Annotated in this window: 11 protein-coding genes; 4 read left to right on the top strand and 7 right to left on the bottom strand. The window is 54.4% G+C overall.

Features of this window, described 5'->3' with window-relative positions:
* Nucleotides 1–188: 188 nt before the first annotated feature.
* From mazG to rlmD, 3 genes are all read right to left on the bottom strand, one after another.
* Entirely contained in the window at nt 189–992 is an 804-nt protein-coding gene (gene mazG, locus KWG64_RS09345) for a nucleoside triphosphate pyrophosphohydrolase (RefSeq protein ID WP_218521759.1), read from the bottom strand.
* Between the two features lie 82 nt (nt 993–1,074).
* A complete protein-coding gene (gene relA / locus KWG64_RS09340; RefSeq protein WP_195816435.1) occupies nt 1,075–3,312 on the bottom strand; it encodes a GTP diphosphokinase in 2,238 nt (745 codons plus the stop codon).
* Nucleotides 3,313–3,321: 9 nt separating this feature from the next.
* Entirely contained in the window at nt 3,322–4,692 is a 1,371-nt protein-coding gene (rlmD, locus tag KWG64_RS09335; protein WP_218521758.1) for a 23S rRNA (uracil(1939)-C(5))-methyltransferase RlmD, read from the bottom strand.
* 63 nt (nt 4,693–4,755) lie between these two features.
* On the opposite strand from rlmD, the gene barA reads away from it, so the two are divergent.
* Nucleotides 4,756–7,506: a two-component sensor histidine kinase BarA gene (barA, locus tag KWG64_RS09330; protein ID WP_218521757.1), complete on the top strand. Its 2,751-nt coding sequence runs from the start codon at nt 4,756–4,758 to the stop codon at nt 7,504–7,506.
* 57 nt (nt 7,507–7,563) lie between these two features.
* Here the strand turns inward: barA and KWG64_RS09325 are convergent, their stop codons facing one another.
* The 4 genes from KWG64_RS09325 to garL form a co-directional block, all read right to left on the bottom strand.
* Nucleotides 7,564–8,871: an amino acid deaminase gene (locus tag KWG64_RS09325; RefSeq protein WP_218521756.1), complete on the bottom strand. Its 1,308-nt coding sequence runs from the start codon at nt 8,869–8,871 to the stop codon at nt 7,564–7,566.
* A 117-nt stretch (nt 8,872–8,988) separates the two neighbouring features.
* A complete protein-coding gene (locus KWG64_RS09320) occupies nt 8,989–10,128 on the bottom strand; it encodes a glycerate kinase (RefSeq protein WP_195825666.1) in 1,140 nt (379 codons plus the stop codon).
* A 120-nt stretch (nt 10,129–10,248) separates the two neighbouring features.
* Nucleotides 10,249–11,187 (bottom strand): 2-hydroxy-3-oxopropionate reductase, encoded by a 939-nt coding sequence (garR, locus tag KWG64_RS09315; protein ID WP_255562155.1) that lies wholly within the window; start codon nt 11,185–11,187, stop codon nt 10,249–10,251.
* Nucleotides 11,171–11,941: a 2-dehydro-3-deoxyglucarate aldolase gene (gene garL / locus KWG64_RS09310; RefSeq protein ID WP_218521754.1), complete on the bottom strand. Its 771-nt coding sequence runs from the start codon at nt 11,939–11,941 to the stop codon at nt 11,171–11,173. The genes garR and garL overlap by 17 nt, the downstream gene beginning before the upstream one ends.
* A gap of 652 nt (nt 11,942–12,593) precedes the next feature.
* Between garL and garD the strand changes: the two genes are divergently transcribed.
* The 3 genes from garD to KWG64_RS09295 form a co-directional block, all read left to right on the top strand.
* Nucleotides 12,594–14,165, top strand: a complete 1,572-nt coding sequence (garD, locus tag KWG64_RS09305) for a galactarate dehydratase (protein ID WP_218521753.1) — start codon at nt 12,594–12,596, stop codon at nt 14,163–14,165.
* Between the two features lie 247 nt (nt 14,166–14,412).
* A complete protein-coding gene (gene tssI / locus KWG64_RS09300; protein ID WP_218521752.1) occupies nt 14,413–16,578 on the top strand; it encodes a type VI secretion system tip protein VgrG in 2,166 nt (721 codons plus the stop codon).
* A gap of 20 nt (nt 16,579–16,598) precedes the next feature.
* Nucleotides 16,599–16,916 (top strand): DUF6531 domain-containing protein (locus KWG64_RS09295; RefSeq protein ID WP_218521751.1); only part of this gene is annotated, 318 nt, incomplete at its 3' end.

Raw genomic sequence — 16,916 nt, 5'->3', positions numbered from 1 at the left:
CTTTCAAAAACAAACAGTTAGCTGATAAAACGTGCATTACTGTTCGCATAACTCACTAAAACATCTTAGATTTCAATTTGTTGGACTTTAATGCTCACAGATCAGCGTTTTAGCCCCTGAATGACACTGAGCTTAACCGTTTCAGCATCTTAAGATCTTGTCGCCGATCAAAGTCGCATTCGCCGATCTCAGCCTTCCTGCTTTTTCACCTGCTGCCAGGCAGCTTCCATCTGTTCGAGCGTGGCGTCTTCCATATTTAACCCTTGGCTGCGAATAATCTCCTCAACCTGCCGGAAGCGGCGCTCAAACTTGCGGTTTGCGGCCTGCAATGCATCTTCCGCTTTATGGCCGAGATGACGTGAAAGATTAACGGTCGCGAACAGCAGATCGCCAATTTCCTCACCGAGTTTTTCTTCATCGATGACCGCCTGACGCGCTTCGAACATGACTTCGTCAATTTCTTCATAGACTTTGTCGAGCACCGGTCCGAGCGTCGTCCAGTCAAAACCGACATTCGAACAGCGTTTCTGAATTTTATGCGCCTTCATCAGCGCGGGCAGCGCAGAAGGAATATCATCGAGCGCGGAATGCAGCGATTTATCCGCACGCTCAAGCGCTTTGCGCGCTTCCCACTTCACCAGCACGTCTTTGCTGCTCGCGCATTCCGACCACGCCGCTTCATCACCAAAAATTTGCGGATGGCGGCGCTCCAGTTTGTCGGCAATTGCATTGCAGATATCGTCGAATTCAAACAACCCCTGCTCGCTGCCCATCTGGGCATAAAAGACCACCTGAAACAGCAGGTCACCCAGTTCGTCACGCACATCGGCGTAATCTTTACGGGCAATCGCGTCCAGCACTTCGTAGGTTTCTTCCAGCGTATACGGCGCGATGGTCTCAAAAGTCTGCTCTTTGTCCCACGGGCAACCGGCTTGCGGGTCGCGCAGAGTTTTCATGATGGTGAGCAAACGTTGCAAAGGAGTTTCAGTCATAGCGCCTGTCCGTTTTTTAAAATTTTTTCTGGCGGAATAAAAATAGAAAAGGCCCGACTGGCGGGCCTTCAGATAACAATAATCAACTGCCGTGCAGTCGCTTCGCTTCAATAACGTCCGGAAGCTGATTCAGTTTGGCAATTACGCGCCCCAGAACCTGAGGGTTGTAGATCTCGATATCCATATCGATGGTGGCCAGCTGCTGTTTGGTATCACTGCGGCTGGCAACGCCCAGTACGTTCACTTTTTCGTTGGCCAGGATGGTCGTGATATCACGCAGCAGCCCGCTCCGGTCGTTCGCGACGACACGCACCACCAGCGAATAGCCGCTGGAATAGCTTTCGCCCCACACGGCGTCCACCACACGTTCCGGCGCATTCGAGCGCAAATCTTCCAGCTGATCACAATCAGCGCGGTGGATGGAAATCCCGCGCCCCTGCGTGATGTAGCCGACGATTTCATCGCCCGGAATTGGCTGGCAACAACGCGCAATGTGGTGCATCAGATTGCCCACGCCTTCGACCACGACGCGGCCATTGTCTTTGCTGCGCGCTGGCGGCGGTGTGGTTTTCTGCGTCAGCTGGCGCAGCGCTTCTTTATCCAGTTCTTCCGCGCTCGGCTTTTTCAGCTGCGATTGCAGGAAGTTAACCATCTGGTTGATGCGGATATCGCCGTTACCGATCGCGGCCAGAACCTCGTCGAGCGAGTTCACGTTGTAGCGCGGCAGCAGCAGTTTCTCGGCATCTTTGATGCTGATATCCAGCCGGTCCAGTTCATCGTCGAGGATCTGCTTACCGGCAATGATGTTCTTGTCGCGATCCTGCTTACGGAACCAGTTCTGGATTTTAGAACGCCCGCGGCTGGTAGTGACATAACCAAGGCTCGGGTTCAGCCAGTCGCGGCTTGGGTTCGCATGCTTCTGGGTGATGATTTCAATCTGATCCCCCATCTGCAACTGATAGGTGAACGGCACGATGCGCCCGCCAATTTTGGCACCGATACAACGGTGACCGACATCGCTGTGGATGTGGTAAGCAAAATCGAGCGGCGTTGAGCCCATCGGCAGGTCGATAACGTCGCCTTTTGGCGTAAACACGTAAACGCGATCGTCGAAGACCTGGCTGCGGACTTCGTCGAGCATTTCGCCCGAATCGGCCATCTCTTCCTGCCACGCGATCAGTTTACGCAGCCATGCAATACGGCCTTCGTAACCCCCGCTGCGGCCACCGACCACGGCGGTACCTTCTTTGTATTTCCAGTGCGCGGCGACGCCCAGTTCGGCGTCTTCGTGCATCTGGCGGGTACGGATCTGCACTTCCAGGGTTTTACCGCGCGGGCCCAAAACCACGGTATGAATCGACTGATAACCGTTTGGTTTCGGGTTGGCCACGTAGTCGTCAAACTCGTCCGGCAGATGGCGGAAATGCGTGTGCACAATCCCTAATGCGGCGTAACAATCCTGTAAGCGTTCCACCACGATACGCACGGCGCGCACGTCGAAAAGCTCGTCAAAGGACAGGGATTTTTTCTGCATCTTGCGCCAGATGCTGTAGATATGTTTCGGACGGCCATAGACATCAACTTTGATGCCTTCTTCCAGCATGGCGTTTTTCACCGTCGACACGAAATCGTCGATGTACTGCTCGCGGTCGATACGGCGCTCATGCAGCAGTTTGGCAATGCGTTTGTATTCGTCGGGGTGCAGATAGCGGAAGCAGAAATCTTCCAGTTCCCATTTGAGCTGGCCGATACCCAGGCGGTTCGCCAGTGGCGCATAGATATTGGTACATTCTTTTGCGGCCAGAACGCGCTCTTCTTCCGGCGCGTCTTTGACTTCACGCAGATGCGCGATACGTTCGGCGAGCTTGAGCACCACGCAGCGGAAATCTTCCACCATCGCCAGCAACATGCGGCGGACGTTATCCACCTGCTCGGAACCCATCGAATCGTTTTGTGTGGCTTTCAGCTGGCGGATGGCGTCCATATCACGGACACCGTGAACCAGATCCGTGATGCCTTTGCCGAATTGCTGCGTGAGGGTTTCTTCGTCGATGATGCCGTCATCGACCAGCGGGAACAGCAGCGCGGCGCGCATACTGTCGTTATCCATGCTGAGGGTCGAGAGGATTTCAACCATTTCCAGACCGCGCCACAGCAGAAGCGACGCGTCAGGATGGCCCTGCGTTTGTTGTTCGCAGTAGCGCCAGGTTTCGGCTAAACGCTCACATGATTGCTGGCTGGACAGCCCTAAACTGTTGATCCAGTCGTCGAGCGCAAACTCGCCAGCCGTATTCAGATGTGCACTTCTTACCGCAACCATACCCTCTCCCTACGTTTCTGATACAACGCCTGTATCAGACGGGTTGATAAACAGAGCCATCGATTCAAGGTGCCCGGTGTGCGGGAACATATCCAGCATACGAACCTGAGCTAAGCGATAACCCGCCTCCAACAAAATTTTACTGTCCCGGGCCAAAGTCGTGGGATTACAGGACACATACACCACGCGCCTCGGGGCAAGCTTAATAATATGCATCATTACGCCAGCAGCGCCGCCCCGGGCCGGATCCAGCAGGACTTTCGTGAAGCCTTGCGCCGCCCAGGGTTGTTTACTGACATCGTCTTCCAGATTTTCGTGGAAGAACGACACATTATCTAATCCATTATTCCGGGCATTATCTTGCCCATTCGCCACCAGTGTAGCAACACCTTCGACGCCGACAACCTGCTTAGCTCTTTTTGCCAGCGGCAGGGTGAAATTTCCCATCCCGCAAAACAAATCCAGCACGCGATCTTCGGGTGTCAGCGCCAGCCATTCCAGCGCCTGCGCCACCATTTGCTGATTTACGGCGTCATTAACCTGAATAAAGTCGCGCGGGCCGAATTTCAGATTCAGGCCATCGATGTGGTAATACGGCGTCTCGCCGCACAATAGTTCCAGCGATTCGCTGTCCGCCGCCAGAAAAAGGGTTAACTGATGTCGGGCACCGAAAGCCATCAGGCGCGCGCGATCGGCTTCGCTGAGCGGATCCAGATGACGCAGCACCATCACCGCGCCGTTATCGGCCAGCACCAGTTCCAGATGCCCTAAACGTTTTACCGCCGACAACGATGCCAGGCATTCCTGCACCGGCACCAGCAGCGTTTCCAGTTCCGGCCGAAGCACCGGGCAACGCGTAATAGCAACCAGATCGTTCGACCCTTCCTGACGGAACCCCATCACCAGCGGGCCGTTTGCAGAACCCGGTTTACGGCCAGGTTTAACGCCTGCGATTTGTAATCCCAGACGCGCACGACGGCGGTAGCCATATTGCGGCCCGGCAATCACCGGCTGTTCCTGCGCCTGCACGCCGGTTTCGCGGGAGATCAGGCGCAACAGTGACGCCGCTTTACTGCGCTGTTGCAGCGCCTCGCTGGCGTGCTGCTGCTGACACCCTCCGCACGTCGAATAATGCGGGCACTGCGGTTTTACGCGCTCTTCACTGGTATTCAGCAAACGTTTCAGACGCCCTTTGGCGTACTTGCTTTTATCTTCTGTTAAAGTGACTTCCGCCTGTTCGTCAGGCAGTAAACCACTGACAAATACGGCTTTGCCGTTGTGACGCGCAACCCCCTGCCCGAAAGCATCAAGGTCGGTGGCAGTCACAGTTATCGTTTGCCGGGTCGTCACGCGGCGGTTCGGAGAGTAGAATTGAGCCATTATTGTCGATTGCACGCTGGTTTATTAAGCTTACTTTAGGTAATTCTCCCACATTGGAACCTCATGACCAAATATAGCCTTCGCGCACGGATGATGATCTTGATTCTGGCACCGACGTTAATGATCGGTTTGCTGCTCAGCACCTTCTTTGTGGTGCACCGCTACAACGAGTTGCAGAACCAGCTGACAGACGCCGGAGCCAGCATTATCGAACCTCTGGCGGTCGCGAGCGAATACGGTATGACGTTCCGCGAACGCGAACCGGTGAAGCGCCTGATCAGCCGCCTGCACCGCAATCATTCAGATATTGTCCGCAGCATCAGCGTTTTCGACGGCGACAACAAACTGTTCGCCACCTCCAACTCGCTGCGCGAAGGCAGCCCGTTGCAGGTGAAAAGTGTCGACGATATTCCGCGCAGTCTGACCAAAGTTCGCGCCGGCGATATGTTAATCCTGCGCACGCCGATTCAGGCCGAAAACCACACGGAAACGGATGATGAAGCGTTCAGGATGTCGCAGGAACACATGCTGGGCTATATCGCCATTGAGCTGGATTTACGTTCCGTACGCCTTGCGCAATATCAGGAAGCGTTCGTTTCCACCATGCTGCTGTTGCTGTGTCTCGGGATCGCCACCCTGTTTGCTTACCGTCTGATGCGCGACGTCACCGGCCCCATCCGCAATATGGTCAATACGGTTGACCGGATCCGCCGTGGCCAGCTCGACAGCCGCGTGGAAGGCAATATGCCGGGCGAGCTGAGCATGCTGAAAAACGGCATCAACTCGATGGCGATGTCGCTGACGGCGTATCACGAAGAAGTGCAGCAGAACATCGATCAGGCCACGTCTGATTTGCGTGAAACGCTTGAGCAGATGGAAATCCAGAACGTCGAGCTGGATCTCGCGAAAAAACGTGCGCAGGAAGCCGCGCGTATTAAATCTGAATTCCTGGCCAATATGTCCCACGAGCTTCGTACGCCGCTGAACGGCGTGATTGGCTTCACCCGTCAGACGCTGAAAACGCCGCTCTCGCCAACGCAGGCGGATTACCTGCAAACCATCGAGCGTTCCGCGAACCACCTGCTGACCATCATTAATGATGTTCTGGACTTCTCGAAGCTGGAAGCCGGCAAGCTGGTGCTCGAACATATTCCCTTCGCCCTGCGTGAAATGCTCGACGAAGTGGTGATTCTGCTCGCCCACACCGCGCATGATAAGGGGCTGGAGCTGACGCTGAACGTCCACAACAACGTGCCGGAAAACGTTCTCGGCGACCCGATGCGAATGCAGCAAGTGGTCACTAACCTGCTGGGAAATGCGATTAAATTCACTGAAAGCGGCAACATTGATATCAATGTGGAATTGCGCTCGCAGAATAATTTGCAGGTGGAACTGGAAGTGCAGATCCACGATACCGGCATCGGGATTTCCGAGCGCCAGCAGTCGCAGCTTTTCCAGGCCTTCCGTCAGGCAGACGCCAGCATTTCACGCCGTCACGGCGGCACCGGTCTGGGGCTGGTCATCACCCAACGTCTGGTCAAAGAAATGGGCGGCGACATCAGCTTCTACAGCCAGATCAACCGCGGTTCGACGTTCTGGTTCCACGTCACGCTGGAACTCAATGAAAACCGCCACGTGACGCCGGTTTCCATGAGCGGCCTTGAAGGCAAACGTCTGGCGTACGTCGAAGCCAACCCGGCGGCGGCGAAAGCCACGATGGAAATTCTGCAAGCCACACCGCTTGATATCACTCACCGCACCACGCTGGCGGCGCTGCCGGATGCGTATTACGACATGATGCTGTGCAGCATTCCGGTCAAACCGGATCAGACGCTCTCCGATTACGACGGCAAACTGAAAAAAGTGCTGAGCATGACGCGCCACCTTCTGCTGGCGTTGCCGAGCCAGTTCCAGGTCGATGCCGAAGAACTGAAACGACGCGGCGTGCAGGCTTGCCTGATTAAACCGATGTCCAGCATCCGTCTGCTGCCTTTGTTGCTTAAAGAACAACAGACCTCGGTCAGGGTGATCAACAACGAAGAAGGCCGGACCTCGCGCCTGCCGCTGACCGCGATGGCTGTCGACGATAACCCGGCGAACCTCAAACTGATTGGCGCGTTGCTCGAAGAACTGGTGGAAACCACCGTGCTGTGCCACAGCGGTGAGGAAGCGATTGAAGTCGCGCGCCATACGGATCTGGATATTATTCTGATGGATATTCAGATGCCGGATATCGACGGTATCCGCGCCAGCGAAATCATTCACCAGATGGCGCGGCACGCTAATACGCCGGTCGTTGCGGTCACCGCGCACTCGCTGAGCGGCGAACGCGAGCAGTTGCTGAAACTTGGCATGGATGATTATCTGGCGAAACCCATCGACGAAAGCATGCTGAAAAATGTGCTTTCGCGTCATCATTCTCATCAAACGCAGCTGAATTCGCCGTTACAAACCGAAGAAAAACTCGCGCCAATCAGCACGCTCGACTGGCAGCTGGCGCTGAGCCAGTCCGCCAATAAAGTCGCGCTGGCCCAGGATTTACTGCAAATGCTGGTGGAATTCCTGCCGCAGGTGGCCGAGAGGGTGGAAGCCGTTACGCGTAACGAGCCGGATAACGACATTCTTGCGCTTATCCATAAACTGCACGGCAGTTGCAGCTACAGCGGCGTGCCGCGCCTGAAACAGCTGTGTTTCTACATCGAACAACAACTGCGTCAGGGCGTGAGCGTCGATGCGCTGGAGCCGGAATGGTTCGAGCTGCTCGACGAAATCGAAAATGTGAAACAGGCTGCGGTGGCATATTTGCCGAGGTAAAACCGCAAAAGAAAACGCCCGGTCATGCCGGGCGTTTTGGTTTCCGCAATCAGCGCATCAGAACCAGGTTTTCACCGCGCCGGTGACATCCCATTGTTCATTGACCAGCAATAACTGACGCCATTTGTCGAACGTGAGGCACGGATGGCAGATATCAAACACCAGCATATCGCCGACTTTCAGATCCGCATTTTCCGGAATCGACATAAACGCATGCTGATCCATCATCGCGTAAACCTTCCAGTCGTCAGGTGCAGGCACCACCGTGGTGTAACCGGCCTGCGTGGCACTGCGCGGACGGAAATGCCCGGCGGCCTTCGGATAACCGGCGTCATAACCTGCATCGCGCTTACCTAAGGCGATAATCGCCCTGCCCGGTTCCGGCAAAGACTGCACCGCCGCCCAGACCTGCAACGCGGGCTGTAAACTGCTGTTCATTTCACGCGCCACCGGATTGCTGGTTTGCATACGTTCCAGCGCCGCCTGATACGCGCCTACGTCGTGGGTGACGTAACAACCCGAACGCAAAATGATATCCAGCGTATAACGCTTTTGCGCATCCAGATGCGGATCTTCCCGCGTGAGTTCTTCCGCCACTACGTCAAACCAGGCCGAACCGGCACCGGTCAGAATCACCGTCGGTTCAGCGAATTCCCCGGCCTGCGCCAGCACTTCGGTGCGTGCCAGAACATGACGCAGAAAAGTGCGGATCACCGCTTCGTCGTTGCTGACTCCTTCATAAAGTTCGACGCCCACCAGCGCCAGCGATTGCGGCCAGCGCTTCACGGCGGCAAGTACATCGGCTTCCTGCTGATCTGTGCGGATCCCGGTGCGGCCGCCAGCAATCCCGTATTCAAACATGATCCGCAATCTGAGCTGCTGCCCCGCAAAATAGTGCCCGAGCGCGTCCACATTTTCGGCAGAATCCACAATGCAGGTGAAATCAAAATCAGGATCTTCGCGCAGCAGTCCGGCGATCATCGCCATATTACCTTTGCCGACCAGCTGATTCGCCATAATCACTTTGCGGACGCCGTGCTGAAATGCCGCGTTGACCTGCGGCGCGGTTGCCAGCGTGATGCCCCACGCGCCGTATTCCATTTGCAGCTGATACAGCTCGGGGCTCATGGTCGTTTTGCCGTGCGGCGCCAGTTTCAGGCGGTAGCGCTGGATAAATTCATGCATCCAGGAAAGATTGTGTTCGATTCTTTCTTCAAGCAGAACGGCGACCGGCAGGCTGACGTCTTCACGCAGAATATTCCAGCCCTGCGCACGGATATCGCCCGTCAGCGCACCGGCTTTCAGCGTTCCTAATCCTTTGGTTTGAGTTTCTACCGGCTGCGTCGAAAAATCAGTCTCTGACATGCGTGTTTTCTCATTGGCGAATGTCTCTAAAACCTAACGTAAAATCGCCGCAAATAAAATACAAAAACCGGCGCAGGCCAGGCCTGAACACCGGTTTTTTATACTGACTGTTTCAGCTCAGAGTTTTTGCGATAACTTAATGGTGGCGGCAATATTGCGTGCCGACTTGCGCAGATTGTCTGCGGCATTTTTCAGGGCCTCTTCCAGCGTACACACGCTGTAAAGCACGCTGAAAACGGCGTCCAGTCCGTGGCTGTAAACAACATCCACATCTTTGGTCAGGCTGCCTGCGATACCAATGACAGGTTTGTTATAACGCTTGGCGACCCGCGCGACGCCAATCGGCACTTTACCGTTGATGCTCTGACTGTCGATACGCCCTTCGCCGGTGATAACCAGCGTGGCGTCTTTCACCAGCGCATCAAGACCCAGCGCGTCCGTGACAATCTCAATGCCCTGACGAAGTTCAGCATGGCAGAATCCGAACAACGCCGCGCCCATTCCGCCCGCCGCGCCGGCCCCCGGAACATGTTCAACGTCAATGCCCAGATCCTGTTTGATCACCCGCGCATAATGATGCAGATAGCCATCGAGCTGTTCGATCATTTCCGGCGTCGCGCCTTTTTGCGGCCCGAAGATCGCAGAGGCGCCGTCTTTTCCGGTCAGCGGATTGGTGACGTCACAGGCCACTTCGAAGCGGCATTTTTTAATTCTGGGATCCAGTTCGCTGATATCGATATGGTGCAGTTTTTCTAGCTCGCCACCACCCTGACCAATTTGCTTGCCGTCTTTGGTCAGCAGTTTTGCGCCCAGCGCCTGCATCATGCCTGCCCCGCCATCATTGGTGGCGCTGCCGCCGATGCCAATAATGCAATGCTTCACGCCATGATCGAGCGCGGAATGGATCAGCTCGCCCGTGCCGAAAGAGGTGGTTTTCAGGGGATTACGCTGCGCGGCAGGCACACTTTCCAGCCCGCTGGCGGCCGCCATCTCAATGAAAGCGATTTTTTCATCCCCGGATAGCCCGAAGAAGGCTTCAAGCGGCGTGCCCAGCGGCCCGGTGACAGTCACCTTAACGACGCGGCCCCCGGTCGCCGCCACCATCGCTTCGACGGTGCCTTCGCCGCCATCAGCAACCGGCAGTTTGACGTACTCCGCCTCGGGGAAAATCTCACGGAAACCACTCTCGATGGCTTTTGCCACATCCAAAGCAGACAAACTTTCTTTGTATGAATCCGGTGCGATCACTATTTTCATAAAGTCATTACCTTCATAAACTGCACGCGCCGATGTGGAAAAGCGTCCTGTCAGTTTTGCATCCTGCCTGAAGGGAAACGCGGCCTGTTTGACGATTTTCGGCCACGTTGCCACCGCAGACTAACGGGTAACTTCAACCTTCGCTAAGGTTTCATAATAGCGTGCAATGGCGCTATGGTCAGATTGCCCGTGACCATCCGCTTTCAGTGCCTGCATCATTTCCATGACCAGCGAGGTCAGAGGCAACTGCGCGCCGACGCCATGAGAAGTGTCCAGCGCATTGGCTAAATCTTTGATATGCAAATCGATGCGGAACCCCGGTTTGAAGTTGCGATCCATCACCATCGGCGCTTTTGCTTCCAGAACTGTACTTCCCGCCAGACCGCCGCGAATCGCCTGGAAAACTAAATCAGGATCCACGCCCGCTTTGGTCGCCAGAACCAGCGCTTCGGACATTGCCGCAATGTTCAGCGCCACAATGACCTGATTCGCCAGTTTGGTGACGTTGCCTGCGCCGATATCACCGGTATGCACCACGGAACCGGCCATGGATTTCATGATTTCATAACATTTGTCGAAGACCGCTTTATCACCGCCGACCATGACAGACATAGTGCCGTCGATGGCTTTCGGTTCGCCGCCGGATACCGGCGCATCGAGCATCGCGATTTCTTTCGCGGCCAGCGCCTGGCTGATTTCACGGCTGGCCAGCGGTGCGATAGAACTCATGTCGATGAAAATCGTGCCCGGACGCGCGCCCTCAATCAGGCCATTTTCACCCAGCGCCACTTCTCTGACCTGCGGTGAATTCGGCAGCATGGTGATGATGACGTCAGAGAGCGCTGCGACGGCTTTCGGTGTTTCCGCGGACGTTGCGCCCAGTTTCACCACTTCGCCGACCGCGTCCTGATTACGGTCCATCACGACAACCTCATAACCTGCTTTCAGCAGGTTTTTGCTCATAGGCTTGCCCATGATGCCTAAACCAATAAAGCCAATTTTCATTCGGGTATCCTCTTTATATTGATGTGATGAGACCGGTTCACTTGGTGAAGCGATCGCACAGCGCCTGCGTACCAGCGCGGAAAACGCCTAAATCACTGCCGACGGCAACAAAGGTTGCGCCCCAGTCCAGATAGCGACGTGCGTCCGCTTCGACCGGTGCCAGAATGCCGCTGGCCTTGCCGTATGCTTTTGCACGTTCAAAAATGTGACGGATTGCCGCCTGAACTTCCGGGTGCCCGGCATTACCGAGATGTCCCATGGCCGCTGCCAGATCGCTCGGGCCGACAAAGATGCCGTCGATGCCGTCGACGGCCGCAATCGCATCAAGGTTGTCGACGCCTTGCTGACTTTCGATCTGCACCATCACCGCGATGTTGTCGTTAATACTGGTGAAATAATCCGGCACGGTGCCGAACATATTGCTGCGGTGAGAAACCGAAACGCCGCGGATCCCCGCTGGCGGATAACGGGTAGAGGCCACGGCGCGTTCAGCCTGTTCCTGCGTTTCAACGAACGGGATCAGGAAGTTGTAGAAACCGATATCCAGCAGGCGTTTGATGACGACCGGATCATTAAATTGCGGGCGCACAACCGGCGCACTGCGGCTGCCTTTCAGCGCCATCAGCTGCGGAACAAACGTCGTGACATCATTCGGCGCGTGTTCGCCATCAAGCAGCAGCCAGTCGAAACCCGCCACACCGAGCACTTCTGTGGAGATCGGGTTGCACAGTGCTGACCAGCAGCCAATCAGGGTTTTCCCTTGCAATAAGTCCTGGCGGAACCGGTTTGGAATCATTTGATTACTCATCTCTAACCTCGTTATGGAGCGGGAGCCGGAGTGCCCGGAAAACCCGCCATCGCAATTTACTGTTTTCGAGTTTCAGACGTTTAGGTTCAGCCGCATCGGGCCGGAGCTGAACTCTCATGTTGTACATCACACTATTTATGCAGAATTCTTCGCAGGAAAAAATTCAGTTTTGGAATACTGTTTTATTTTTATACTTTCTATTATTCCCTGCGAAAAAAACTTATATCGCACCCGCATTTCGTGCATTTATCCTTGCGTAAAATTAACTCCCAAGGTGTTCCAAAATGCTTCCGGAGAGCCAATACAGTATAAAAAACAGGGCTCAAAATAACACTGTGCAATCGCACAAGAATGAACGATGTTATTGTGACTATTCTTTTGCATCCACACATCAGCGTGGGAGGAGAATCACAGATTGTGAAAACCTGATATCCCTGCAAAACAAAGGGTGATGTTCATCACATTTAATCTGTCACCTGCCCCACAGAATGACGCTCTGCGGGCAAAAAGCTAGTCAGTTGCACAATGAGCTTCCGCCATCAGTCCTTTATAATGAACTCCCTCTTCCGTACGGACAGCAAGAGTGTCAGCGTAACGTTCAGAGAATTACCTGAAGCCTTCTTTCGGGATATTTAATAAAGCGGAGACAGTTATGTCACGTAATAAAGATAAAGAACATGCTACCGAAGCGCTTTTTATAAAGGTTCACGAAAGCGATAACGTCGCTATTATTGTTAATGACAATGGTTTAAAGGCCGGCACCCGATTTTCTAACGGTCTGGAATTAATTGAGCATATCCCGCAAGGCCACAAAGTGGCTTTAACCCCTATTGCGAAAGGCGGCGATATAATTCGTTATGGTGAAGTCATTGGATATGCCGTTCGGGATATTGCGCAAGGCGGCTGGATTGATGAATCCCTGGTAGAGCTGCCGGTTGCGCCGGAACTCAACAGCCTCCCGCTGGCGACACGCGTCCCGCAACCGTTGCCGCCGCTGGAAGGTTACACCTTTGAAGGTTATCGCAATGCCGACGGCAGCGTCGGCACGAAGAACCTTCTGGGGATCACCACCAGCGTTCACTGCGTGGCGGGCGTGGTGGATTACGTGGTGAAAATCATCGAGCGTGATTTATTGCCCAAATTCCCCAATGTTGACGGCGTTGTCGCGCTCAATCACCTTTACGGCTGCGGCGTGGCAATCAACGCGCCTGCGGCCATTGTGCCGATCCGCACTATCCACAATCTGGCGCTGAACCCGAATTTTGGTGGGGAAGTGATGGTGGTCGGGCTGGGTTGCGAAAAATTGCAGCCGGAACGGCTGCTGGAAGGTACGCCGGACGTGCAGGCGATTTCGCTCGATGACACCCACATCGTGCGTTTGCAGGATGAACAGCACGTCGGCTTCCAGTCGATGGTGGACGATATTCTCACCGTCGCGCAGTTCCATCTGGAACGCCTGAACCGCCGCCAGCGCGAAACCTGCCCGGCATCAGATCTGGTCGTCGGCACACAATGTGGCGGCAGCGACGCGTTCTCCGGCGTCACGGCGAATCCGGCAGTCGGTTTTGCATCTGACCTGCTGGTGCGCTGCGGTGCAACCGTGATGTTCTCCGAAGTCACCGAAGTCCGCGACGCCATTCATCTGCTGACACCGCGCGCGGCTGACGGGGATGTCGGTAAACGCCTGCTGGAAGAAATGGCCTGGTACGATAATTACCTGTCGATGGGCCAGACCGATCGCAGCGCCAACCCGTCGCCGGGCAACAAAAAAGGCGGTCTGGCGAACGTGGTCGAAAAAGCGCTCGGCTCGATTGCCAAATCCGGCACCAGCGCTATCTCGGAAGTTCTGTCACCCGGACAGCGTCCGACGAAAAAAGGCCTGATCTACGCCGCCACACCTGCCAGCGATTTTGTTTGCGGGACGCAGCAAGTGGCGTCAGGTATTACCGTGCAGGTGTTCACCACCGGTCGCGGTACGCCCTACGGCCTGCTGGCGGTTCCGGTCATTAAGATGGCAACGCGCACCACGCTGGCAAACCGCTGGCATGACCTGATGGACATCAACGCAGGCACGATTGCCACCGGTGATGCCACCATCGAAGACGTCGGCTGGGAGTTGTTCCGCTTTATTCTGGATATCGCCAGCGGCCATAAGAAAACCTGGTCAGACACCTGGGGTATCCACAATGCCCTCGCCGTATTCAACCCGGCACCGGTAACCTGAGTTTTAGGGTTTCGGGAAGATTTTACCCATCAGTTTTCTGGTGGGTAAAATTTTATTGCCTTTCAAAACATCAATTCTTATTAAGTGTTTATCCCTTTGTGATCTTCCTCTCGGTTACTTCTGCCAGACAAGTTTACCTTTGCCTGAATTTTAATAATCAATTGATTTAATTGTATTTATTTCAATTATGAGTATTTAAAAACTCTATCATTCTATCAATGATTCCATCAGTTAAAGGACTAACATCATGCCGGTCAATGGCACTCGTTTTACCTTCACTGCGGGCAGTACGCCTGAGAATACCTTCGCCGTAGTGAACTTTGAACTCTCCCAGTCTTATTCAGAGCTTTTCACCCTGCGCCTCACACTTGCCAGCACCGATCCGGCTATCGGGTTCGAAAAGGTGCTGGACGAGAAAGCAACGCTCACCATCTGGCAGGGCGAAGAAATAAAACGACGGGTACGCGGGATCGTTGTGTTTTGCGAGCAAGGCGATACCGGTAAACATCAGACACTTTATCGAATGATTCTTCGCCCGGAGTTCTGGCGCAGTTCGCATCGCCGTAACTGCCGGAGTTTTCAAAATGAAGATATCGCGAACATAATCCGGCCGTTGCTCGAAGAAATGGGCATCCACAAGCACGACACTCTTTTCGGATCAGTACATGGTCGTCGCGAATTTTGCGTTCAGTTTATGGAGAGTGATTTCGATTTCATTTCCCGCCTGGTCGCAGAAGAAGGCATATTTTTTTACGAAGAAGAATCTCTGGAGTCCGGCACTCAGAAACTCACCTTTGCGGATAACTGTAGCGTACTGAGTAGTCAGGGAAGCCTGCCGTACAACCCAAATGCGGCCTCCGAGGCTGAAACTTATTGCATCAACAATTTCCGACGCAGTGCGCAGATCAGGCCTTCTCAGGTCACTACTCAGGATTACACCTTTACCGCCCCCAATTGGGCGGCCCGTTATCAGGAGCAACCTTCAGCGCTTAAGTATCAGCGGGGTATGTATGAGATTTTTGATTACCCGGGACGTTTCAAGGATGAGCAGCACGGTGAAGACTTTTCCCGTTATCAGATTGAAGGCTGGCGTAACAATGCTGATGTGGTCGTTGGCAGCAGCAACACCCCACAATTACAACCCGGGGTTTGCTTCTCCCTGACCGATCATCCCCGCGAAGATCTGAATGCAAAATGGCAGGTCGTTAGCACCGAAATGCGAGGCAATCAGCCGCAGGCTCTTATTGGCAGCGAAGGCCAGGGAACCAGCCTGAGTAATACATTTGAAGTGATCCCCGCCTCGACAGCATGGCGGCCCGCCCCTCTTCCAAAACCAAGCATCGATGGCCCTCAGATTGCCATCGTCACCGGCCCGCCAGGAGAAGAAATTTTTTGTGACGAGCATGGCCGCGTTAGGGTGAAATTTGCCTGGGATCGCTATAACAAAGCTGATGATGGCAGCTCATGCTGGATACGTGTTTCACAAGCATGGGCAGGTACTGGATTTGGCAATATCGCCATCCCCCGTATCGGGCAGGAGGTGATTGTTGACTTCCTCAACGGCGATCCCGATCAGCCAATCATCACCGGCCGCACCTACCATGCCAGCAACCGTTCACCGGGTAGCTTACCTGGAACAAAAACGCAGATGGCGATCCGCTCCCAGACCTATAAGGGCAGTGGCTACAATGAGCTGATGTTTGAGGATGCCACAGGTAACGAATTGTTGTCGATGCACGCACAGAAGGACATGAAAACCAAAGTGCTGAACAACCGTAAAACTGATGTGGTGGCAAACCATACAGAAAACGTCGGCGGCAATCAGATGGTGACTATTACGAAAAACCAGATCCAAAATATCGGAGCAAATCAGGTTGAAACCATCACAGCTAATCAGATTGTGAAGATTGATAAAAACCAGTCCGAAACCATTAAATTCTTTAAAACAGAAAACGTAGGGCTTATCAGTGCCTTAACGGTTGGCATGGCCTATCAGGTCAGCGTGACTGGCGTCATGAACACCACGGTAGGGGTCACACAAACCTCTCAAATCGGCGTCGCTAAAACATTGCTGGTAGGTTCGAATTACAGCGTCACTGCTGGAAAGAAAATGACAGTGAATGTGGGCAAAAGGAAAACCGAAAACGTGGGCAGCGTCTCACTTTATTCCGCCGGTGATCATCTTGAGCTGGGCTGCGGGGCTGCAAAAATCGTACTGACCAAAGAGGGGAAAGTATTTATCTCTGGTCTGGAAATTAATCTTCAGGGCACAAAGTTTGTCAACGCGGATTCTCTGCTGATAAACCTCAACTGCGGTGCATCAGCACCTGCGCCGACACCCCCGGCTGACACAGATACCGACAGTGACACTAATCAAAAAGACTCACTTCCTCCATTAGCTATGGATTTTTAACCCCCAAAAGGATTTTACCCATGCCCGGATTTCCCGCTGCACGTCAGCATGATATGACCGCCATTGGCGGCCCGGTTGTGCAGGGCTCGCTGGGCGTAATGATTGGTGCGCCTACCGGCGTGGCATGTTCCGTCTGCCCCGGCGGCGTGCTGGTCGGCAACCCCGTAAACCCCTCGCTCGGCGCCAAAGTTCAGTCAGGCGAGACCGATATCGCGCTGCCCGCTTCTTTGCCTTTTGTACTTTCGCGTTCTTACAGCAGCTATAAAACGGATACGCCCGCGCCGGTCGGGATGTTCGGCCCCGGCTGGTCGGCGGCAGCGGATATCCGCCTGCAAATC

This window comes from Rahnella sp. PD12R (genome assembly GCF_019200965.1).
Classification (GTDB): domain Bacteria; phylum Pseudomonadota; class Gammaproteobacteria; order Enterobacterales; family Enterobacteriaceae; genus Rahnella; species Rahnella laticis.
Note: the sequence above shows the minus strand (reverse complement) of the source record. Positions and strands in the feature narration are given on the sequence as shown.

Excerpts from the sequence above, each read along its gene's own strand:
- mazG (WP_218521759.1), bottom strand. The coding sequence starts at position 992 with ATGACTGAAACTCCTTTGCAACGTTTGCTCACCATCATGAAAACTCTG.
- relA (WP_195816435.1), bottom strand. The coding sequence starts at position 3,312 with ATGGTTGCGGTAAGAAGTGCACATCTGAATACGGCTGGCGAGTTTGCG.
- rlmD (WP_218521758.1), bottom strand. The coding sequence starts at position 4,692 with ATGGCTCAATTCTACTCTCCGAACCGCCGCGTGACGACCCGGCAAACG.
- barA (WP_218521757.1), top strand. The coding sequence starts at position 4,756 with ATGACCAAATATAGCCTTCGCGCACGGATGATGATCTTGATTCTGGCA.
- KWG64_RS09325 (WP_218521756.1), bottom strand. The coding sequence starts at position 8,871 with ATGTCAGAGACTGATTTTTCGACGCAGCCGGTAGAAACTCAAACCAAA.
- KWG64_RS09320 (WP_195825666.1), bottom strand. The coding sequence starts at position 10,128 with ATGAAAATAGTGATCGCACCGGATTCATACAAAGAAAGTTTGTCTGCT.
- garL (WP_218521754.1), bottom strand. The coding sequence starts at position 11,941 with ATGAGTAATCAAATGATTCCAAACCGGTTCCGCCAGGACTTATTGCAA.
- garD (WP_218521753.1), top strand. The coding sequence starts at position 12,594 with ATGTCACGTAATAAAGATAAAGAACATGCTACCGAAGCGCTTTTTATA.
- tssI (WP_218521752.1), top strand. The coding sequence starts at position 14,413 with ATGCCGGTCAATGGCACTCGTTTTACCTTCACTGCGGGCAGTACGCCT.